At 61.2% G+C, this 21,393-nt stretch carries 18 protein-coding genes; 9 read left to right on the top strand and 9 right to left on the bottom strand.

The window, feature by feature from the left end; translation table 11 throughout:
- Positions 1-112: 112 nt before the first annotated feature.
- Together EHW12_RS27975 and EHW12_RS27970 are read left to right on the top strand one after the other, a co-directional pair.
- Positions 113-823 (top strand): FadR/GntR family transcriptional regulator, encoded by a 711-nt coding sequence (locus EHW12_RS27975; protein WP_039973154.1) that lies wholly within the window; start codon positions 113-115, stop codon positions 821-823.
- The gene (locus tag EHW12_RS27970) at positions 823-1,581 is read left to right on the top strand and encodes an ankyrin repeat domain-containing protein (protein ID WP_007730406.1); all 759 of its coding nucleotides are present in this window, start codon (positions 823-825) and stop codon (positions 1,579-1,581) included. The genes EHW12_RS27975 and EHW12_RS27970 overlap by 1 nt, the downstream gene beginning before the upstream one ends.
- Here EHW12_RS27970 and EHW12_RS27965 read toward each other — a convergent pair.
- Complete coding sequence (locus EHW12_RS27965) at positions 1,566-2,582, bottom strand: helix-turn-helix domain-containing protein (protein WP_231915874.1); 1,017 nt, start codon at positions 2,580-2,582, stop codon at positions 1,566-1,568. The two genes, EHW12_RS27970 and EHW12_RS27965, sit on opposite strands and share 16 nt — an antisense overlap.
- 99 nt (positions 2,583-2,681) lie before the next feature.
- On the opposite strand from EHW12_RS27965, the gene EHW12_RS27960 reads away from it, so the two are divergent.
- On the top strand, positions 2,682-3,488 hold the full coding sequence (locus tag EHW12_RS27960) for an alpha/beta hydrolase (protein ID WP_125052273.1): 807 nt from the start codon (positions 2,682-2,684) through the stop codon (positions 3,486-3,488).
- A gap of 30 nt (positions 3,489-3,518) precedes the next feature.
- On the opposite strand, the gene EHW12_RS27955 is transcribed toward EHW12_RS27960, so the two are convergent.
- The 4 genes from EHW12_RS27955 to EHW12_RS27940 form a co-directional block, all read right to left on the bottom strand.
- Complete coding sequence (locus EHW12_RS27955; RefSeq protein WP_125052271.1) at positions 3,519-4,709, bottom strand: lipid-transfer protein; 1,191 nt, start codon at positions 4,707-4,709, stop codon at positions 3,519-3,521.
- On the bottom strand, positions 4,706-5,182 hold the full coding sequence (locus EHW12_RS27950; protein WP_037126255.1) for an OB-fold domain-containing protein: 477 nt from the start codon (positions 5,180-5,182) through the stop codon (positions 4,706-4,708). Before EHW12_RS27950 ends, EHW12_RS27955 begins: the two co-directional genes overlap by 4 nt.
- Before the next feature lie 212 nt (positions 5,183-5,394).
- Complete coding sequence (locus EHW12_RS27945) at positions 5,395-7,122, bottom strand: FAD-dependent oxidoreductase (RefSeq protein ID WP_125052269.1); 1,728 nt, start codon at positions 7,120-7,122, stop codon at positions 5,395-5,397.
- A gap of 33 nt (positions 7,123-7,155) precedes the next feature.
- Positions 7,156-8,163: a diiron oxygenase gene (locus EHW12_RS27940; RefSeq protein WP_003943163.1), complete on the bottom strand. Its 1,008-nt coding sequence runs from the start codon at positions 8,161-8,163 to the stop codon at positions 7,156-7,158.
- Positions 8,164-8,380: 217 nt separating this feature from the next.
- Here EHW12_RS27940 and EHW12_RS27935 point away from each other — a divergent pair, with 217 nt between their 5' ends.
- Positions 8,381-9,283, top strand: a complete 903-nt coding sequence (locus EHW12_RS27935; RefSeq protein ID WP_081305497.1) for an SDR family oxidoreductase — start codon at positions 8,381-8,383, stop codon at positions 9,281-9,283.
- Between the two features lie 141 nt (positions 9,284-9,424).
- Here the strand turns inward: EHW12_RS27935 and EHW12_RS27925 are convergent, their stop codons facing one another.
- Together EHW12_RS27925 and EHW12_RS27920 are read right to left on the bottom strand one after the other, a co-directional pair.
- Positions 9,425-10,663 carry an HNH endonuclease signature motif containing protein gene (locus EHW12_RS27925; RefSeq protein ID WP_125052267.1) on the bottom strand — a complete coding sequence of 413 codons (1,239 nt, stop codon included), beginning with the start codon at positions 10,661-10,663 and terminating at the stop codon, positions 9,425-9,427.
- A gap of 62 nt (positions 10,664-10,725) precedes the next feature.
- Positions 10,726-11,712, bottom strand: coding sequence for a hypothetical protein (locus tag EHW12_RS27920; protein ID WP_125052265.1), 987 nt, complete (start codon positions 11,710-11,712; stop codon positions 10,726-10,728).
- A 484-nt stretch (positions 11,713-12,196) separates the two neighbouring features.
- Between EHW12_RS27920 and EHW12_RS35940 the strand changes: the two genes are divergently transcribed.
- Together EHW12_RS35940 and EHW12_RS27915 are read left to right on the top strand one after the other, a co-directional pair.
- Positions 12,197-12,331, top strand: a complete 135-nt coding sequence (locus tag EHW12_RS35940; RefSeq protein WP_256082940.1) for a hypothetical protein — start codon at positions 12,197-12,199, stop codon at positions 12,329-12,331.
- 751 nt (positions 12,332-13,082) lie between these two features.
- Positions 13,083-14,090 carry an IS481 family transposase gene (locus tag EHW12_RS27915; RefSeq protein ID WP_125050654.1) on the top strand — a complete coding sequence of 336 codons (1,008 nt, stop codon included), beginning with the start codon at positions 13,083-13,085 and terminating at the stop codon, positions 14,088-14,090.
- On the opposite strand, the gene lanKC is transcribed toward EHW12_RS27915, so the two are convergent.
- Positions 14,087-16,669, bottom strand: coding sequence for a class III lanthionine synthetase LanKC (gene lanKC, locus EHW12_RS27910; RefSeq protein WP_125052263.1), 2,583 nt, complete (start codon positions 16,667-16,669; stop codon positions 14,087-14,089). The genes EHW12_RS27915 and lanKC overlap by 4 nt on opposite strands.
- A gap of 368 nt (positions 16,670-17,037) precedes the next feature.
- Here lanKC and EHW12_RS27905 point away from each other — a divergent pair, with 368 nt between their 5' ends.
- Genes EHW12_RS27905 through EHW12_RS27895 form a run of 3 tightly spaced genes read left to right on the top strand, consistent with a single transcriptional unit; the run spans position 17,038 to position 19,661 of the window.
- Entirely contained in the window at positions 17,038-18,231 is a 1,194-nt protein-coding gene (locus EHW12_RS27905) for an acetyl-CoA C-acyltransferase (RefSeq protein ID WP_125052261.1), read from the top strand.
- A 28-nt stretch (positions 18,232-18,259) separates the two neighbouring features.
- Complete coding sequence (locus EHW12_RS27900; protein ID WP_125052259.1) at positions 18,260-19,021, top strand: 3-hydroxyacyl-CoA dehydrogenase; 762 nt, start codon at positions 18,260-18,262, stop codon at positions 19,019-19,021.
- A gap of 13 nt (positions 19,022-19,034) precedes the next feature.
- Entirely contained in the window at positions 19,035-19,661 is a 627-nt protein-coding gene (locus EHW12_RS27895) for a TetR/AcrR family transcriptional regulator (RefSeq protein WP_064443586.1), read from the top strand.
- Positions 19,662-19,747: 86 nt separating this feature from the next.
- On the opposite strand, the gene EHW12_RS27890 is transcribed toward EHW12_RS27895, so the two are convergent.
- The gene (locus EHW12_RS27890) at positions 19,748-21,370 is read right to left on the bottom strand and encodes a long-chain fatty acid--CoA ligase (RefSeq protein WP_042451581.1); all 1,623 of its coding nucleotides are present in this window, start codon (positions 21,368-21,370) and stop codon (positions 19,748-19,750) included.
- Between the last annotated feature and the right edge of the window lie 23 nt (positions 21,371-21,393).

Below are 21,393 nucleotides of genomic sequence, written 5' to 3'. Positions count from 1 at the left end.
GGCTATCAGGCTGTCTGACAGGTGTAATTGTTACCTCGCTCACTCCGGCACGTCAACCCTTCATCAAGTGCGATGTTTGACGCGGGTCTTCGGCAGTCGCAACAATGACGGCATGAACCTGTCAGACAGCTGGGCCACCAGGCGACCCGTCGCCTCTCGGGTGAGTGCTGCCGAGGCGGTTCTCGCCGACCTCCGTGCCGCAATAACCTCCGGCGAACTGGCAGTCGGAGAGCGTCTCCCGTCCGAGGCGTCCCTGGCCGAAAGACACGGGGTCAGTCGATCGGTCATCCGTGAAGCCCTGCGCTCGTGCCATGCCCTCGGGCTCACCGAGACGAAATCCGGGCTCGGCACCTTCGTCGTCAGCGATTCGATAGCGCGAGACCTCGACTTCGGCAGCTACGCGGCCAACGAGTTGGTCGAAGCGCGGCCGCATGTTGAAATTCCGGCCGCAGGGTGGGCTGCCCAACGGCACACAGCGGAGGAACTGGCAGCCCTCCGCGGACTGGTCCAGCAGATGCGTGACGAGGACGATCCGCTCGTATGGGTTGCACTCGACGCCCAATTTCACGGACTGATTGCAAAAGCCAGTAGGAATCGGGTCTTCGAGTCGGTAATCGTCGATATCCGTGAAGCGCTGACAAGGCAGTCCGAGACACTCAATCTTGTTGCCGGTCGCCAGGAAAAGTCGAACGAGGAACACGAACGAATAGTCGAAGGAATTGCATCCGGGAGTTACGACCACGCCTCCAGGGCGATGGCCGAACACCTGGACGCCGTCAGGATGACGCTCGAAACACTTGTCCAAGAAAGTGATTCGTTGTGATGGCGCGGCCGCGCAAGTCTGTCCTCGCCTGCGCAATCTTCGCGGCATCGGTGACCGGAGCGTTGGCCGGCTGCAGTTCGTCCGACACCCCGCTGACGCCGACAACCGCGGCGTCAGCACCAACAACGGCAGCTGTACCGCCTACGGGTGTAAATCCACCATCGACGCCGGAATCCGAACGCGCGCTCTTCGATGCTGTGGACCGCAATGATCCCGCAGCTGTTACCGCTGCCCTGACTGCCGGCGCGAACATCGAAGCGCGCGGCGAGGGCGAACGGACTCCACTCGTCGAGGCCACCAAGAACAACGCCGTCGCTGCGGCTTCTACGTTGATTTTTGCCGGCGCTGACGTGAACGCGAAGGACTCCATGCAGGATTCGGCCTTCCTGTATTCCGGAGCCGAGGGTTTGAACGAGATTCTGGCGCTCACGCTCGCCCACGGCGCGGACGTCGACAGCGTGAACCGTTACGGCGGTACGGCGCTGATTCCGGCGAGTGAACACGCGCATGTCGAGACCGTCCGGATGCTGATCGCTGCCGGGGTTCCGGTCAATCACATCAACGATCCCGGGTGGACGGCGCTACTCGAAGCCGTTGTGTACGGCGATGGTTCGGCGCGCTATATCGACGTGATCACTCAGCTTCTCGACGCGGGGGCAGATCCCTCGATCCGCGATGCATCGGGGAAGACCGCGTTGGACAATGCCGAAAGTCGTGGTCAGTCGGACGTTGTGGCGCTGCTTCAATCGCGGAGCTGACGCCAACGAGTCGGGCTCAGCCCGTAGGCCTGTCGAAAGCGTCGGCTGAAGTGTCCGGCGTCGACAAACCCCGCCCGGTGCGCAACGGTCGCGATCGGCAGATCGACGGTAGCGGGTCGAGCCAGTTCGTCCCGAGCCTTCTGCAGGCGCTGGGTGATGATCCACTGTTCGATCCGAAAGCCGTTGTCCGAGCAGATCTTGTACAGCTGTCGCAGTGAGATGTTGTGGGCGTGAGCAATTCGTGCGGGGTTCAGTGTCGGATCGTGAAGGTGTTCACGGATGTATCGACGGATCGAAGTCATGGCAAGGGACGATCTCGGAGCGGATGCGTCAGGATTCGCATGTGCGATCGAAGCGACCAAAGCACGTGCGAGTTCGATCGAGGCCTCGCCCAATTGTTCGGCGGCAGGATCGGTCTCCAACAGAGCGGCGCTGCGGAACAATTCACGAACGTGCGCGATCATCACGGGGTACAGATTGCTGTGATGAGGCCGGGTAGCTGCGTCCCGCACGGTGTCGATCGGCAGTCCCAGCCGATCCATCGGAACGTAGAGGCACTGGGAAGCGCCCGTTCCCGGCCAGGAGAAATCGTAGGTCGACGTCAGGTCCGTCATCAACAGCTCACCGGCGGGCACTCTGCGTTGTTCGTCGTGCTGATCTAGATGGCCGATCCCGATCTCCTGCAGGGCAATCGCAAGGACGGGCATCGACGCGGACCGGACGTGACGTGGTGTTCGGGTCAACCGCATACCGGTCGACTCGGAGCGGAACAGTGATGCTGCACCGAGGTTCCACACGTTCATTCTCGCGCTCACCCGTTCCGGGTTCTCCAAGTGGATTGCACACGGGACCGAGGCACGACCCATCGCGTCGACAAAGGCGTCCGCGCGTTGGTCAGGCTCCAACACGGAAGTATCCAGGAGCAAAGCCATGCAGCCCTGATACCCCGCGATGCGGACGCTCAACCAGAAGTTGTGCAGTGTGAGCTCAAAAGTCTGCACGGACAGTCACGTCCGTCGCAGCAGGTATTTCTAGGATCGAAACGGGCGTGTCCCGGCCTACCGCAGTTTCTCGCTTTTCGACGAGAGTGAAGGAAACGCATGAAGATCTCACGTGTATTCACCGCAGTTCTGGCGTTACTCATGACAGTCGCGGCTGGAGTGATCTTCGGCTCCGGCGCTGCGGTGGCGAGCCCCAAGCCAACCGTCGTTCTCGTCCACGGCGCTTTTGCCGACGCGACCAGTTGGGACGGCGTTGCCGCCGACCTACGTTCGCGTGGCTATCGCGTCGTGGCGCCGGACAATCCTCTACGCGGGCCCGCTTACGACGCGTCCGTGATCGAGAAGACGGTTGCGGACATCGACGGACCTGTCGTGCTCGTCGGACACTCGTACGGCGGCGCGGTGATCACCAATGTTCACGACCCGAAGGTGCAGTCGTTGGTGTACATCGCGGCGTTTGCTCCGGTTCAGGGTGAGCCGGTGCAGATCACGATCGATCCCATCAGGTTTCCTGGCAGCCAATTGCTTCCTCCGGCTCTGGGATTGAAGATCGTCGACGATCCTCACGCGATCGGCGGGAAGAACGTCGACGGCTACGTCACGGACGAGTATTTCCATTCCGTCTTCGCTCAGGATGTTTCCGACGAGACAGCGGCAACGATGTTGGCGCATCAGAAGTCTGCGGCTCTGTGGGCGAACCTCGAGCTCGGCGGGCCACCGTCGTGGGCGAACACACCGAGCTGGTATCTGGTTGCCGGTGAGGATCGCGGGATCCCCGCATCGGCGCAGCGGTTCATGGCAAACCGGATGGGCGCGAACACCAGCGAACTCCCGACCTCCCATGCCTCGCTGGTTTCCCGGCCAGGGGCAGTGGCAGACGTGATCGTGGCGGCCGCTCACGGGTGAGTGTGCGACCGCCACGAAAGTAGAACAGGGTCAGGCGGAAACGATTACCGAGGAGCCGTGTCCGAACAGACCTTGGTTGGCGGTGATACCGATGCGGGCGCCTTCGACCTGACGGCCTTCGGCCTGTCCACGAAGCTGCCAAGTGAGCTCGCACACCTGCGCAAGTGCCTGTGCGGGAACGGCTTCGCCGAAGCACGCGAGACCGCCGGACGGATTGACCGGGATGCGGCCTCCGATACTGGTGTCACCCGCACGCAGGAGGTGCTCGGCCTCGCCCCGCTTGCAGAGGGCAAGGTCTTCGATCCAGTCCAGTTCCACGGAGGTAGCGAGGTCGTAGACTTCGGCGACGTCGACGTCCTCGGGAGAGATCCCGGCTTCTTCGTATGCGGCGTAGCCGATGGATTCCTTGAACGTGCGCTCCGGAGCGGGAACGGCGGAACTGGAATCGGTGGAGAAGTTCGGCATGTCCATGATCGTCTGGGGGAACGTCGGCGTGACCGTCGAAATAGCCTTGATGCGAACAGGTTCCGCGATGCCCATCTTGCGGGCGTATTCCATCGACGTCAGCAAGATTGCGGCGCCGCCGTCGGACGTCGCGCAGATGTCGAGCAGGTGAAGGGGATTGGACACCACGGGGGAGGCCAACACGTTCTCGACGGTGACTTCCTTGCGGTAGCGCGCATTCGGATTGCTCAGCCCGTGCCTGGCGTTCTTGACCTTCACGTTGGCGAAATCCTCCGCGGTGGCGCCGTAGAGGTCGATGCGACGACGCGCGTTGAGCGCGAAGTACGCCGGGTTGCTCATACCCATGAGGCGGAAGCGCAGCCAGTCCGGGTCGTCCCAACGCTCACCGGCGACGGGAGCGAGGAAGCCCTTCGGCGTGGTGTCGGCGCCGACGACCAGGGCAACTTCGCTGAGGCCGGCCAGGATTCGTGCGCGAGCGGTGTCGAGTGCCTGGGCTCCCGTCGCACACGCGGCGTACGACGTGGCGACGCGAGCGCCGTTCCAGCCGAGTGCCTGCGCGAAGGTGGCTCCGGCGACGTATCCGCCGTACCCGTTGCGGACGGTCTCGCCGCCGACGATGAAGTCGACATCCTGCCAATTCACACCCGAATCGGCGAGCGCGGCGCGAGCGGCCGCAACGCCGTATTTCACGAACGACTGCCCCCACTTGCCCCAGGGGTGCATACCGACACCGAGTACTGCGACGTCCTTGCTCATGACTGCAACTCCTGATCAGCTGCGGCGACAGGCTTCCAGCGCCACGTCGTACGTACTCCGGTTTCGTCGGTGTACAGCGGCTCGACAACCAATTCGACGGTATTGCCGACCTTGAGATCGTCGACGCCGAATCCGTCGGCCACCTGGCCGAGGATGACGATGCCCTCGGGCAGTTCGACTGCTGCGAGAGCAAAAGGCTCGTACGGATCCGAGCGCGGGATGTACGGCGGCGGGGGCTGGTACTGCGCGTCGGTGTACGACCAGACAGTGCCGCTACGGGAGAGTTCCACGTCGTCGAACTCCTCGCTGAAGCAGCTCGGGTTCTTGCAGAACGTCGCCTCACGAGGGAAGGAAATGGTGCCGCAGGATTGGCACTTCGTGCCGATCAGAGCAGGTTCGTCGCCGGTGGTGAACCAACCCTCTACTGCAGGTGTCACACTCCCGTTCGGCGCCGGCGTTGCAGTCTCGCTCATGCAATCCTCATCTGGTTGGCGAGCCTGATCCGGGGGATCGTGGGCCCGCTGTGCCGCTTACTGGAACAGGTTGCAGTATTACACGATTTCGGCCGCTGACGGGCAAAAATTTTCGCTGAGTGGGACGCTGCCGGAACGCAGACGGCCCCGCCGGGCAGACGAGTCTGCAGGCGGGGCCGTGTGCGTGAAAGTAGCTGTTTACCTGTAGCGGATCAGCGAGCGCGAACGGGTCGACCGAATCGACGCGCCGGTTTCACCCGGGACGCAGCGTCGAGGATGGAGGTGATCTCGACCTGATCCAGAACCTTTTCGCGGACACGGTCGTGCGCAGCGCCGCGTTCCAGTTCCGCCTTGTCGATGGCATGCCAGCCCTCGCGGTCGACGACGTCGGACTGTCGCGCCCGGACCAGACGATCGACTGCGGAGTCGTCGGCGACCGGGTTGGTCAGGCGTCCGTCGTTGAAGTCGTCGACGAGCATCCTGATCGTTTCCTGCGCGCAGGACTTGTTGGTGCCGATGAACCCACTCGGTCCGCGCTTGATCCAACCGGTCGCGTAGACCCCGGTGGCGGGATCACCGTTCGGAGCTTCGAGGACTCGGCCGTTCTCGTTCGGAATGACCGACGCACGCTCGTCGAACGGGACGCCGGGGATGGGCACTCCGCGGTAGCCGATCGAGGTGAGGACCAAGCCGGTATCGATGGTCTCGGTATCGCCGGTTGCTTCGATCTGCACGGTTCCGTTGGCGTCGACAAGAGCGTTGCGAGCGAACTCGATTCCGCTGACCTGATCGTCGCCGGTGATCGAGGTCGGTGTGAGCAGGTAGCGCAACGTGATGCGCTTGTTGCCGACGTCGACGTGATCGCGGTTCTTCAGTGCTTCGAGGAGACGCAACTTCTGCTCGACGGCATGCGGAAGCTCGCCGCGTTTTGCCAGTTCTTCGGTGGCCGAGTCGAGAACCATGTCGTCGGGTCCGACAGAGAGTTCGATGTCCGGCAGTGCCATCAGGCCGGTGAACTCGGGGACCGTGAACGCGGACTGCGCGATTCCGCGTCGACCCACGATGACAACTTCTTCGACGCGACTCTTCCGCAGAGCGGCGAGTGCGTGAGCGGAGATGTCGGTACCGGCCAACTTCTCGGGATCGGCCGTCAGAATGCGAGCGACGTCGAGCGCGACATTTCCGTTTCCGATGATGACCGCGCGGCGATGTGAAAGGTCGAAGACGTCGTCGGCGTGATCGGGGTGGCCGTTGTACCAGGCTACGAAGTCGGTGGCCGAGGCCGTGCCAGGCAGATCAGCGCCCGGAATGCCGAGACCACGGTCGGACGAAGCGCCGACTGCGTAGAGCACCGCATGGTGATTTTCGAGCAGTTCGCTGTGCGAGATGTGCTTGCCGATCTCGACGTTGAGGTAGAACTCGAAACCCTTTTGTGCGGCGATCTTGTCGAACAAGCGAGTGACCTGCTTGGTCTTCTGATGGTCCGGAGCAACGCCGGCGCGAACCAAGCCGTAAGGCACAGGAAGGCGATCGAAGACGTTGACCTGCACGTCAGGCTGAGTCAGCAACTCGTCCGCGGCGTACATCGCCGACGGTCCGGAACCGACGATCGCAACGCGCAACGGCGGTCGGCCCTTGTCGACGTGGGCTGCCGGGATGACCTTGGCGAGAAGCGGCCTGGGTCGCTCTTCCTTGTAGAAGTCCGCATTGATGGACAGGAAGACTCGCTGCGGGTCGGTCAGCTTCGACTCGGGGACGATGGCGTCGACCGGGCAGGCCGAGACGCATGCGCCACAGTCGACGCAGGCCTGCGGATCGATGTGCAGCATCTCGGCGGTGAGGAAGTCCGGCTCGTCCGGCGTCGGATGGATGCAGTTGACCGGGCAGGCGTAGACGCACGAGGCGTCGCTGCAACAGGACTGCGTGACTACGTGTGGCATGGCGCTATGAGTCCGATCTCGACTGTCCGGGAGCTACGCGGCGGCGTTGTGCGAGCTGCGGTGAGGTTCGCTACGGAAGCGTGATGCGCGGCCGTCCATCTTGCAGGCCTTCCACACCAGGCGCGAGGCACGGTTCATCAGACCGGTGTCGGTGGCCAGCATGCGGACGTCACCGAAGTAGTTGCGCAGGGTCTGGCGCGACTCGGGCAGATCCCAGAACAGGTCCTTCTTCACGGACTTCGGGATGTCGAACTGCTTCCAAAAGGACTTCGGCGGGATGACGATGGCGTCACAGAGAATGCGCATGACGATCGGGAACAGCAGCGAGAGGACAAACCGGTTCGGGCGTGACATCAGCGGGATGCGACGGCTCAGAAGCTTGTGCGCGAACGAGATGTGACGCGCTTCCTCGGCTACGTGGATGGCCATGACCGACTGCATGATCGGGTGAATCTGGCCGCCGGCGCGCAGGATGCTCTTCTGAATGTGGTCGATCGGCTCTTCACCGGCGAGGACACCGACGAAGAACAGTTCGGGGAACGGACCCGCAGCGAGGGGGATGAAGGGTGCAAGCATCTTCATCGGACGGCTCATGCCGGGAGCGTCGGCACCGATGCGGTTGACCATCTCCTGGAACATCATCGTGTGGTTGCACTCTTCGACCGACTCGTGCGTGCAGTAACGCGCCTCGGCCGAATCGTTGGGCAGCGAGAAGACGTACTGCATCATGCCGCGGATCAGAATGTTCTCGAACTGGAGACCGACCTTCGCGACATTGGCCTGGCGCCACATGCCGATTTCGATCTGCCTGGCCTCGGACTGCGACTGGTACCACGGGTGTGCACCCAGCGGGTCAGTCTCGGCCGGGAGGATCCAGCGGCGATCGTTCGGGACGACGGCAAACTCGGGGGAGTCCCAGTCGATGTCGAGGTACGGGTCGAAGTGCTTGTGCACCGAGCCCTCGGACAGGAGTCGAAGCGTCTCGTTGTACGAGTCGTCGGATGCTTCTCCGCGCTTGTCGAGCGGCGATGTGAGCGTCATGGCGTCTCCTCTTCGTTTCGGTCACCGCTGGTATTTCTCGCGGTGTTCGGTGGAATCGAGGGCCGGTTGTGTGATCGCTGGCACTCGGTCTGGATTTAATGTAACCCGAGGTATCAGGAAAAGCTAGTGGCAGATACTCCTAAATCCCGACGAATTCTTGACACGGCCGAAACGGCGCCATAACTTACTTTTGAGTAATTTCCGCGGTGCGTCCGAAGTGGGCTGTTCAGGGACGGGTTCGCACCGAATCGCACGCGAAGATCGAACCGAGGCCGACGTGATCAGATCGATTCTCAGCAATCTTGCATTGAGACCGCCGACGCGTCTGCGCTCCCTTGTTCCGTCTCGCGGCGTCACGCTTTCCGACAAGACCATCGTCCTGACGGGAGCCTCGTCAGGGATCGGTGAGGCGACAGCTCATCTTTTGGCTCGTCGGGGAGCCGAGATGATCCTGGTCGCGCGCGGTGAGGAAAACCTCGAACACGTACGGGACGAGATTCACCGCAGGGGAGGATGGGCACACATCGTGCCTGCGGACCTCTCCCGCGGTGAAGCCGTTGACGAACTCGCGGAGACGATCGCGGATCGATTCGGGTCGGTCGACATCCTCGTCAACAATGCGGGTCGCTCGATCCGGCGTACCGCATTGGATTCGGTCGACCGATTCCACGACTACGAGCGCACCATGGCGCTGAACTACTTCGGGCCGACAAGACTGACGTTGCGGCTACTGCCCGCAATGCTCGAGGCGAAGTCCGGACACATCATCAACGTCGGAACCTGGGGAGTTACTGCCGGGGTGATGCCCAGGTTCAGCGCCTATCACGCGTCGAAGTCTGCTCTCAGTGCCTTCGGCCGAAGCCTCGGCGCGGAATGTCACGGCACCGGTGTCGATGTCACCACAGTGCAATTCCCACTCATACGAACACCGATGATCGCGCCGACGGCGGATTACGTGAGCCAGCCGGCGCTGACGGCCGATCAAGCTGCATCGTGGATCTTGAGGGCGATCAATACGCGTCCCGTCGAGCTGTATCCGCGGTACGCGGGGCTGTTACGAGCGATTGACGTTGTATCCCCTTCTGCCACTGACGCTCTCGTGCGAAGGGCCGGGATCTGAGGGGCTGGGATTTGAGGGGTTGGGATCTGAGGGGTTGGGATCTGAGGGGTTGGGATCTGAGGGGTTGGGATCTGACCAGAAACGTGCACCAGCACCGGGGCATGGTTCGTCCCCGGTGCTGATGTATTCGATTGTCGCGATTCACGCCGCTGTGGGTGGGCTGTTCCCGCCGATCGGCTGTTGATACGGATCGATCGACATCGGTGGATAGAACACCGTCTTTCGATCCGGTCCGATCTCCACCCGCCATTCCGTGTGGTGCATCGTCCGGTGGTGATGACCGCACAACAAGATCAGATTGTCGAGATCTGTTGGGCCACCATCGTTCCAGTGAACAATATGATGGGCATCGCACCACCCCGACGGAGTCCCGCACCCCGGAAACGCGCACCCGCCATCCCGGACGGCCAGTGCTCGCCTTTGCGGAACCGTCGCTGTTCTCGCTTCCTTGCCGCAGTCGAGCGGAACACCGTTCTCATCCAACAAAATTCGCGTCACGGTGCAGTCGCACGCCAACATCCGCGCGGTATCGATACTGATCGGGCCCACCCAATCCGTCCACGCGAAACCCAGTTCCTGAGTCGACGGCAAGAGGTCTTTCAACGCTTGCAGGTCCGTCATGTCTTTCGCGGACGCAGTCACCGTGATGTGCGGTTTCACCCCGCCCTCGATCGGACCCAACCCCGCCCGCTCGTACCGCCGCAACAATTCGCAGAACCCGTCCGCCCGTCGTAGCGCCGGCGTACGGGCGTCCTTCACGCCGTCCTTCTCCGGCGTCGGAGCCGACAGACTCGACAACAACGTGATCAGACGTGCCCCGTTCACAGCATCCAGGTCGCCCTTCACGGTCACCCGCCCGTACAAGCCTTTCGAGGCGTAGAACTCGTTACGCTCCGAATCCTCGCCGACCGGGACCCCGTCCTCACGCTTGCCGTACTGCTTCTCGATCCGCCGAATCGCCGCCCGCACCGCATCGCAATCCGCAATGTTCTTCGACGCCAACGACAACAAAATCCCGCGAGCCTTGTCCACATCCGCCAGGGTCATGTTCTTCGGCGGATGCTGACAAAACGACGCCACCTGCCGCGCCTTCAACGCATCCACGTCACCACGATGAAACGCATCCGCGACAACAGGTTCGAGCATCAACAACCGCGCCAACCCGACCAGCAGACTGCACTCACCGATCTCCAAATTCGTCGAACCATGCAACCACTGCGCGATCGCCCGAAAACCCTTCCCACCGAGAACCTCACGGGAAAACATCTCCACGATCAGCAACACCAACCGCGACTGCAACTCGTGCCGGACACGCACCAGATCCAGAACCTCCCCCTTGAGGCCCTCGCCATCCAGCTGCCACGCATCCCGACTGTCCATGCCGAAAGCATAATCGAACAAAGTTTCGAACACAAGAGAATGTGGATCGAAAATTGCTGCTATCAAATCGATTTCGACATTTCGGACAGTCGGTTATAGGCGGGTCGCCGACGTAGTCCACGTGCGCCGACGAGTGCGAGCGCCACCATCAACCCGGAGCACAACAGCATCACGGCAGTCTCGATGAACTGAAATTGCCAGTACCGGCTCTGTGGGTGATAGATCACGGCATAGTGATCGATTCCCTGTTCTCGAAGGCAGTTGTCGACCTCGAGGTCTTGCTGCTTGCGATCGGAATTGTCTGAGCCCCAGCACATTGTGTAATCGGCGTCGATCATGTTGCCATCCGTATCGGCGAAGCCGGCATCGATGACCCACCTCGAGTCGAGATTTTCATACGGCGACGGTGCATATTCCGCTGCACGTGCCAGTCCGTCGATGGGTTGCACTTCAGTGTCGGGGGCCAAGTAATGCTCGCGCATCGTCGCGCTCAGTGCGACGGGCACGATCAAGAACGCGAGAAGAGTCATGACCATCGCGAAGACGGTGTTGCGGATGAGCAATGCGGCTGCGCTGCCGGTAGTCATTGCTAAAAAGGTGTAGGCGCCGACGACGATTCCCGTCGTCTGAAAATTGGGGAACTCCATCAAGGAAAACGAGGTGGCTTCATTTGTTGCCGCCTGTCCCCGGCCAAGCGTCTGGGTCCAGCCGAGCACCAGGCCCAGGACTGCCATCGCAAGGGTGATGGGAACGAAGACCACCAGGACCCGCAAGAAATACCATCGAACAAGGCTGGTGGACTCGAGAAAATCGAGGTTTTCGGGACCCTGCTCGAAGTCTCGGGCGAATGTGGTGACGCCGACCAGCATTCCTGAGGCGAACGGTAGTAGGAGTACGAGAAGCGTCGTCAAGGTGAGAGCGGTGTCGGCACGGCAACTGCCACCTCCGTCGTACCAGCGTGAGCAAATGTCGCCGAAGTCCCAACTCTCGCCCGAACGCTGAACGAACCAGCCTGAAAGTGCGGCTGTCAGGATCAGGAGGAATATCATCGCCAGTGACCATACGATCTGCCCTCGGCATTGCCGCCAGGTCGCGTAGATCATCGGCGAATGCAGCTCGGTGAAGTGTGGATGCGTTCCATGATGAAACGATACCGTTCATTCTGTAATGGGCCTGCCACGCGGAACCGCCAGATTTCGACATTTTGTGTAGGACTTAAGTACGAGTTCACCTATGAGTAAATCGTCGAATATCCTACTTAAGGTGGGATCTTTGAAATAAAGCGCAAAAACTGGCACATGTTCTAGGATTTTGTCTACGGTTACATCCACATCGTGATCGCTCGGCCCCAGATCCCGCAATACGGGCGACGGATAATAGTACCGACGACATGCGAATGTCCGTTGCGAAGGAGTGGGAAATGTTAGTTCCGTTCTTGCAGGCGATTCTGAATTTCGCCTACGGGTCAATCGATGCCGGTGGAGTCGTCATCGACGGACTCGTCGGAATCTCGAGCGAATAGGAGGATGTGAGATGAATTCATCTGATCTGGGTTCGGTTTCGGCGCTCTTGCCCATGATGCTGACTGCTTTCAAGTCCATCATCACAATGCCTTTCGCGCTCTCCGTGGACTTCGGCCTCGACGTCCCGTTCAATCCGTTCAAATAGATTAGGGAGGGCGAAAATGGGTTCCTTGGAAGATGTTTTTGGTCTTTTCACCGGGTCACTGTCAGCGATCCACGTCAGCTTCTTCGAGATGCTGACTGCATTGTCGAGCGACGGGTGGGTGCAGGGATGACCTTCCGATCCGCCAACTCGCAGCTTAAGGAGGTGAGTATCTGATGCTTTTTTCTTTCTTGAGTAATGCTCTGGGTTCGCTTCGAGATGTCAGCGGCTTGGCAGTGATGGGAAGCATGATGATTCCCTCGTTCAGCGCGGAATGACATTGCAATACGGGTCGCATCGTCGATAGTCGACGCGGCGACCCGTATTTTCTTTTCGATATGGATTGTAAAAGCCGATACCCCGGACTTGCTCCGAGGTATCGGCCTGAGGTCAGAGGCAGAAGAAACTGAGCGAACTGATTGCCGCGTTCTGCTCGAGTTGGCCGGCATCTCCGACGTTGCCGGCGGCGACTGACAGATCTTGAAGGGAGAGAATAGCGTCCATTGTCATTTCCTTTGTTGATCGGCGTTCTTGCCGATGGATTTGATCGATCGAGTTTGCTTGCGGTGCTGATTCCATTTCAGATTTTTGGCCTGATGCTTCTGTGCTCCAATCTTCCGAGGTGATAACTTTCCGAACAACTAGGTGTTGTGGGTATGGACGTTGCTGACGCTGGATTGAAGTAGACGGGCTGGCCCTTCGCGGCAGGATGGAAGTTGCGAAACAGACCATCAACAGCAAAGGGACCAGCCCTGTGACACACCGTAATGCTCCGCTGACTGTGGAGGGAAGACGACGACTCATCGAGCGGTGCCGCACTCGTCCGATCGCCCACGTCGCCGCCGAAATGGGCATCTCCCGACAATGCGCCTCCACGTGGGTCAACCGGTACCGCAAATACGGTGAACTGGGATTACAAGACAGATCCAGCGCACCGAACCATCAACCCACCGCCACCGCCGCAGAGATCGTGGCCGAGATCGAAGCGATGCGCCGGACCCGGAAATGGTCGGCCGCGCGCATCACGTTCGAACTCCGAATGGACGGAACGGTCATCGCTCGCCGGACGGTCACGAAACTCCTGCGGGATCTTGGTCTCAATCGCCGCCGGTTCATCGACCCGAACGGCGAAACGAACCGCAAACCCCAGGTCATCGCCGCGAAACGGCCTGGTCAGATGGTGCACGTCGACGTGAAGAAGGTCGGCCGCATCCCTGACGGCGGAGGTTGGCGCGTCCACGGGCGAGGTTCCGAGCAGGCCAAACGATCACAACGTCGGAAAACGAAGAACAAGCAGGGCCGCGTCGGCTACACCTATTTGCATTCCGCGATCGATGGCAACACCCGTTTGGCGTACACCGAGGCCAGAGACAACGAAACTGCCGCGACAGCCATCGATTTCATGAACAACGCCCGACTCTTCTTCGCGGCGCACGGCATCACCCGGATCGAGCGCGTGATCACCGACAACGGATCATGCTATCGGGCAGCAGATTTCACTGCTTCACTGCGGGAAGCGCGGCACTACCGGATCAAGCCGTACACGCCGAAACACAATGGGAAAGTGGAGCGCTACAACCGCATCCTCGCCGAAGAACTGCTGTACTCCCGCGAATACATCAGCGAAGCCGAGCGGCGCACTGCCGTCGAGGTGTGGAACATTCACTATAATTATCACCGACCGCATTCAGCACGCGGAGGACGACCGCCTGCCGCTTACCGCCGGCACCGCGTAACTAACGTCCGTGCCTCATACAACTAGGCGATGTGGCAGGTCGACGCGCACATCAGTGGAAACGACTGTCGGGCAGGTGCCGAGCCGGTATGTCGGAGCAACGCCAGTATTCCTGCAGATCCGGTTGCCCAGTCTGTCGAGAGTCTCAGGTTCTGTTCACCTGGAAAGTGCAGGCCTCCTGCGTGATTGAGGCTGTGCAAGCCCAGAAGCTGAAACTGCTGTGCAAGCGTCTGTTCACAATCGGCGCCGGCGTATGGAGTCTTGGAGAGTTCGCTGAGAAACAGAATCAGCCCGGCTCGCCCGTTGAGTAGTCCGGCTTGGGCAGTGAATTCGACTGTGGCGGCGCGGGATATCGCACGCACCGCAGCTGCGTAACGCGGTTCGTCGACATGGCGCAGAAGTTGTAGAAGTACCAGGCCCACACCGACAGACCCGGATCCGAGATACGGCATCGTCCGGCGCTCCTCTCTCAGCTGCATCGACCCGTCAGGGCACATCGACATCACAGACAGATCGATGTCGACGAGCTGGCGTGCGTGTTCCAGCGATCGAGGATCACCACTCAGTTCGTAGTGGCGAGTCCAGAACAGTGCTTGTCCGCTCGGTCCCCGCATCAGCCCACCTCGGCCGGCCACTGCCCAAGGTGTTCCGCCGGCGTCGCGGACATGCAAGCGAGCAGCTGAAATTCGTTCGCGCAGAGTCTCGGTCACGACAGCGAGAGTGGGTGACACAGTCGGTCGTGAAACCGATTCCTCGAGTAGGAGGCAACCGATTCCGGAAAGGCCGCTGAAAAGGCTGGAGTCGATGTCGTCGAGTGGGGCTCGACGCAAAGTCTCGACCCACCTGTCGGCTGTCGAATGTCGCCCGTGATGCCGAAAGGTGTGCACCGCACCCGCGAGCCCGTCGAAGAAACCGAACTGTGGTTGCGTATCCGAATCAACCTGATGTTCAGTCCATTCCAGGACTGACTCCAAGGTGTCGGTGGGAAGATCATCGGCGAGCAGGTTTCCGCACGAGCCGTGAGCAATGCCGTAGCCGTTCACTTCGAACTGGGCGATGTCACCGGGAAAGAGTCGATCAGGGCGGGAGAGATCAAGCGAGGCGAGGATGCCGCAGCGCAATAGAGCGGCCGCCCGTTGCAGGTTTTCCCCGGGCGACGTGTCCCAACGATGCGGGCGATTCTCCGGTTCCGGCGCCTGTACGTCGAGCATCGAATAGAGCGAGGCACCGAAGGCACGAGGAAGATCGAATCGAGACATCGCATAGTCGATGAGTTCGGGAATCTTGTTGCAATCGAGAGGGAACAATGTAGTAAGTGGGACAAAGAGTCCCAGCTCGATGCATCCCAACGAGTATCGATCCGCCGCGATTCCTGTCAACTGTCGAGGTGCTGTGTATCCGGGGGCTCCGGTGGACCGGGGCGGATGCTCGTCGATGTTGTGGGCCATCTCGAAGTCGATGATCCGAATACCGGACGGTGAGCACATGACGTTGCCAGGGTGAAGATCGGCATGAACGATTCCGGCGTTGTGGAAGCTCTCGACTGCGGTAGTCAACTGTTGTGCAATGTCGAGTGCCCAGGTTCTGTATTCCGTTCGGGAACTGAGTGTCTGGTCCGCGCGTATCAGTGGGTGGCGGAGCGCAACTTCCTGATTCAGGGGAGTGCCGGCGGCGCGCTCGGTGACAAGGAAGTGGTGTCCCTCGCGCTCGAACAACCTGATCGCAGAAGGTGCGTACGGGTTGTCGGCAAGGTGAGTCAACTTGTCGTACTCGTTACGGATGCGGTCGATTGCGTACCGGCCGTTGGCGTCCGGGGCGGTAAAGGGACGGCCTTCTTTGATGACCAGATCGATGCCGGCGTCGTCGAACGCGGAGTAGATCCCCCCGCTGTTGCTGAAGTGCAGGGCTTCATTGATCGAATAGGGGAATTCGTCATGTGATTTCAGCTTGTCTTGCTGCGCGCGAACGAAGTCCGGGATTTGTACCCAGTCCGGAGTTCTGAAGGAAGTGCCGCGCACATCGGGTTCGAGCGATCCGTCAGGACGCCGAATTGCGGGGACGCGATCGCCGAATGAATCGTAGGTCTGCATGGGCAGATACGCGCCGTACCGTAAGTAGAGCGGTCCCCGGTTCCATCGCACATCGCTGAGGATGTACGGCCCGTCGGCACCGGCGACAAGCTTGTCCAGTTCGGTGATGACACGTTGTGTGGCAACACCATCCGCCGGATAGATCGTGATGAATTTTCCGCTGGAAGTTCGATTGGCCTGCTTGCTGTTGGACAACATGAGGTTTGCTGCCGTCCGAAGAAATTTGAACGGCACATGATTGTGACCGCAATACACGGAAACGGTATCGAGCAGCTCCTGCGCGTTGGCTCGGGTAGCGGAGCAGTGAATCTTCCATCCTTGTTCTGGCAGCAGACCGTCGGGCGGTTGGAAGTAGGTCCACGGTCCACTTTGGGGACCGCGCCGCCAGAGCGACCAATCCACCGACTTCGCGGGGATAAAGTGCTGGTCAGTTGATGTATCTGGTCGGGTGACCGTTCTGATTCGGTCGTAGAAATGCGGGTCGGCACGCGTGAAGGCAACGTATCGCAGGTCCACGCCAAACCTCCCAGTCAGTCCCCCTGCGGTTGTCATCGATTGGTGCCACGCCCCGAATCCCCTGTGGCTTGGATTGCTTGTGGCGGAAGGTTATCCGATTCCGGACATTTCGGGCGAAGATTGAAAACCTATCATTCGAAAGTACTAATGAATGGCGTGGGCCAGGCGAGGTCACTGATCGCCCAGCTTTTAGTCGGCCACATTTGTTTCGAGTTCGGAGGCCCCCTCTTGACGAGAGGATCAAGTCGGTGGTAGTTCTTTAGCGAGCGCTAAGTCAGGGTGCTCCCTCGATCTCGGTCCGGTACCCGGCGCCACGAAACTCGGGTGCCGGACCGCCCCAGCAATGCACGTCCTCGAAGGGAACGAAGATGACCAAGGCAGTGATCGTCGATGTAGTCCGGATCGCGTCCGGCAAGGGAAAGCCGGGCGGCGCACTGTCCGGGACGCACCCTGTCGAACTGATGGCCCACGTTCTGCGTTCCATCACCTCGCGAAACGGCCTCGACCCCGCCCTGGTGGACGACGTGATCGGCGGTTGCGTCGGACAGGCCGGTGAGCAGGCACTCAACATCACCCGCAGCGCGGTCCTGTCGGGAGGGTTCCCCGAGTCGGTACCCGCCACCACGATTGATCGCCAGTGCGGATCAAGTCAGCAAGCTGCGCACTTTGCGGCGCAGGGCGTGATCGCCGGGGCCTACGACATCGTGATCGCGGCAGGCGTCGAATCCATGAGTCGTGTCCCGATGGGTACCACGACGATGGGGAAGGACGCTTCCGGTCCGGGCGTCGCGGCTCGCTACCCCGAAGGCCTGGTCAACCAGGGAATCTCTGCAGAATTGATCGCCGCCAAGTGGAAGCTTGACCGCGACGCTCTCGACGCATTCTCCGCGCAGTCCCACCAGCGGGCAGCAGAGGCAGCGGCGAAGGGGCTCTTCGACAAGGAGATTCTGCCGATCTCGGTGACCAACGCCGCCGGTGAGACCGTCTCGCATATCGTCGACGAGACGGTTCGCGCGTCTACTACCGCCGAGGGACTCGCCGGTTTGAAGCCGTCGTTCTACTCGGAGAAGTACGCGCAGCGCTTCCCCGAGGCGCAGTGGTCGATCACTCCCGGTAACTCGTCGCCGCTCACCGACGGCGCGTCCGCAGCACTGATCATGAGCGAAGAAATGGCGTCGAAGCTGGGGCTGACGCCGCGAGCTCGTTTCCATTCCTTCTCCGTTGCGGGCGATGACCCGATCTTCATGCTCACCGCACCCATCCCAGCCACCCACAAGGTGCTCGCTCGCGCGGGTCTGAGCATCGACGACATCGACACCTACGAGGTCAACGAAGCCTTCGCTCCCGTACCGCTCGCCTGGGCTCACGAGTTCGGCGCCGACCCGGCAAAGCTCAACCCGTGGGGCGGCGCGATTGCACTCGGCCATGCCCTGGGGTCCTCGGGTACTCGCCTGCTGACCACGATGGTCAACCACCTCGAGGCCACCGGCGGCCGCTACGGATTGCAGACCATGTGCGAGGGCGCCGGCATGGCCAACGCGACCATCATCGAACGCATCTGAAACACATAACCTTTCGAAAGGAACTCTCATGATCGTCAACGACAGCGTCGCCGTCGTCACCGGTGGAGCATCCGGCCTCGGTCTGGCCACCACCAAAGCCCTTCTTGCCGACGGTGCCAGCGTCGTCATCATCGACCTTTCGTCGTCCAACGGTGAAGCCATCGCCAAGGAACTTGGCGACCGGGTCCGCTTCGCGGCTGCAGACGTCACCGACGAGGCTGCGGTCACCGCGGCACTCGACGTGGCCGAGTCCCTCGGACCCCTGCGCGTGGCAGTCAACTGCGCCGGAATCGGCAACGCAGTCAAGACGGTCAGCAAGAAGGGCGCTTTCCCGCTCGACGCGTTCAAGAAGGTCATCGACGTCAATCTGATCGGCACCTTCAACGTCCTTCGTCTTGCTGCGGAACGTATTTCGAAGACCGAGCCGATCGACGGTGAACGCGGCGTCATCATCAACACCGCTTCGGTCGCAGCGTATGACGGCCAGATCGGGCAGGCTGCGTACTCCGCGTCGAAGGGCGGCGTCGTCGGTATGACGCTTCCCATCGCCCGTGACCTCGCGTCGCTGCTGATCCGCGTCAACACCATTGCACCCGGCTTGTTCAAGACCCCGTTGCTGGCCGGACTGCCCGAAGCAGCCCAGGCGTCGTTGGGTCAGCAGGTGCCTCACCCCTCTCGCCTGGGTGATCCCAGCGAGTACGGCGCGCTTGCTGCGCACATCGTTTCCAACCCCATGCTCAATGGTGAGACGATCCGCCTCGACGGTGCAATCCGTATGGCACCGCGGTAATTTCGGCTATCACATGACTGGCGAGGTGGAGTCGGTGAGCTCGGTGGCAGTGGACTGGAGGTCCTTCCCGCCGCTGGTGATGACCGACATCCTGACGGCTTCGCTCGAGCTGTTCGACGAGAACGGTTACCACGGCACGACGGTGCGCCAGATTGCCAATCGTGTCGGGGTAACCGTTCCCGCGCTCTACTATCACCACGCGAACAAAGAGGCAGTTCTCGTCGCTTTGTTCGAGATCTCGATGAGTGAGCTGAATACCAGAACCGAAGCGGCAGAAGCGGAGGCCGGCGAAAATCCGGTACGACGCTTCGCCTTGGTGGTGGAGGCGATTGTTCTCTATATGACCCACCGGTCGCGGCACGCTGCGTTGGACACCGAGATCCGGCATGTCTCACCGGAAAGTCGAAGTCGGTACGCCGCCAGTCGTAAGCGGCTCGAGTTGCTGATGCGCAGGATCGTCGACGACGGTGTGGCATCGGGAGATTTCGCGGTCACCGATACCGAAGAGACCGTCCGGGCAATACTCGGTATGGCGCAGTCACTGCCGCGTTGGTTCCAGACCGGCGGTCCGATGTCGCCGTCGCAATTGGCGCAGAAGTACGTCGACATCGCTTTTCGCACGGTCGGCTATCGGCCGTAAAGTGCCTCGCTCGTGAACGAAGGTGGGCAACAGGTCGAAAACCTGTTGCCCACCTTCAGTATTCAGACTTCGACATTCACTCCGTGTCAGAGTCGCGTAACTTCGAGTCCGCCCTCGTGGTAGTCGGCGCGAAGGCGTTTCTTGTCGAACTTGCCGACGCTCGTCTTCGGGACTTCCTGAACCACGGCCCAGTTCTCGGGCAGCTGCCACTTGGCAACCTTGTCCGAAAGGTACTGTTGCAGTTCGGACATGGTGGTTTCGGAACCGGCGCGAAGGACAACCGCAACCAACGGGCGCTCGTCCCACTTCTCGTCCGGCACGCCGATGACGGCAGCTTCGGTGACGTCGGGGTGACCCATGACGGCGTTCTCGAGGTCGACCGAGGAGATCCATTCGCCGCCGGACTTGATGATGTCCTTGGAGCGGTCGGACAGGCTCAGGAAGCCGTCGGCCGTGATGGATCCGACGTCGCCGGTCTTGAGCCAGCCGTCGTTGAACTTGTCTTCCGCGTCGACGCCGTAGTACGACCCGGTGATCCAAGGGCCGCGCACTTCGAGTTCGCCGACGGAAACTCCGTCGTGTGCAACAACTTTGCCGTCGTCGTCGATGAGACGCGCCTCGACGGATGCCGGGAATCGACCCTGCGAGTAGCGGTACTTCCACATCGCGTCGCCGGTGACACCGGCCGGCGGACGGGCAACGGATCCGAGCGGGGAGGTTTCGGTCATGCCCCAGGCGTGCAGGACGGAGACGTTGTGATCGGCTTCGAATGCGTGCATGAGGGCGGGCGGTACCGCGGAGCCGCCGATCAGAACCTCACGCATCGAGGAGATGTCCTGCGGGTTCTGCTCGAGGTAGAGGTGCAGGCCCTGCCAGATGGTGGGTACGGCCGCGGCGAACGTCGGCTGCTCGCTGGCGATGATCGCAGCCAACGGGGCAGGCTGGAGGAAGCGGTCGGGCATGATCAGCGAGGCGCCGATCATGAACGCGGCGTAGGGAAGTCCCCACGACATGGCGTGGAACTGAGGCACCACGGCGAGTGCACGATCGCCCTGCGCGAGGTTGGGGCCGTCGCTCATGCAGACCTGCATGGAGTGCAGGTAGATCGAACGGTGGGAGTAGACGACGCCCTTGGGGTCACCCGTGGTGCCGGACGTGTAACACATTGCGGCAGCGCTCAGTTCGTCGACCTCGGGCCAGTCGAACTCGGTGGGCTGATCGGCGATCAAGCCCTCGTAGGTGTGAACCTGCACTCCCTCGGGAGCTTCGAGTCCTGCAGTGGAGGAGCCGGTGACGACGATGTGTTTGACGGTGGTCAGCGACGGAAGCTGCGGAGAGAGAAGCGGAATCAGGGACGGGTCGACGATGATCACGCGGTCCTCGGCGTGATTGGCGACATGGATCAACTGCTCGGGGAACAGACGAATGTTCAGGGTGTGGAGCACAGCGCCCATCGAGGGGATCGCCAGGTACGCCTCGAGGTGCTCGGAGTTGTTCCACATGAACGTGGCGACTCGCTCGTCACCCTCGACGCCGAGCCCGCGCAGGGCGTGCGCAAGCTGAGCACAGCGCTTGCCGACGTCAGCGTAGGACACACGGCGCGGGCCGGACTCGGTCCACGTGACAACCTCGGAGGCGCCGTGAACGGAGGCACCGTGGCGGAGAAGTTGAGCAATGGAGAGGGGGGCGTCTTGCATGGTGCTCAGCATGGGCTGCTCCTGTGTGGTGTGTG

Origin of the sequence: Rhodococcus sp. NJ-530 (assembly GCF_003860625.1) — a bacterium.
Classification (GTDB): domain Bacteria; phylum Actinomycetota; class Actinomycetes; order Mycobacteriales; family Mycobacteriaceae; genus Rhodococcus_F; species Rhodococcus_F qingshengii.
This window is presented reverse-complemented; position numbering and strand designations above follow the sequence as displayed.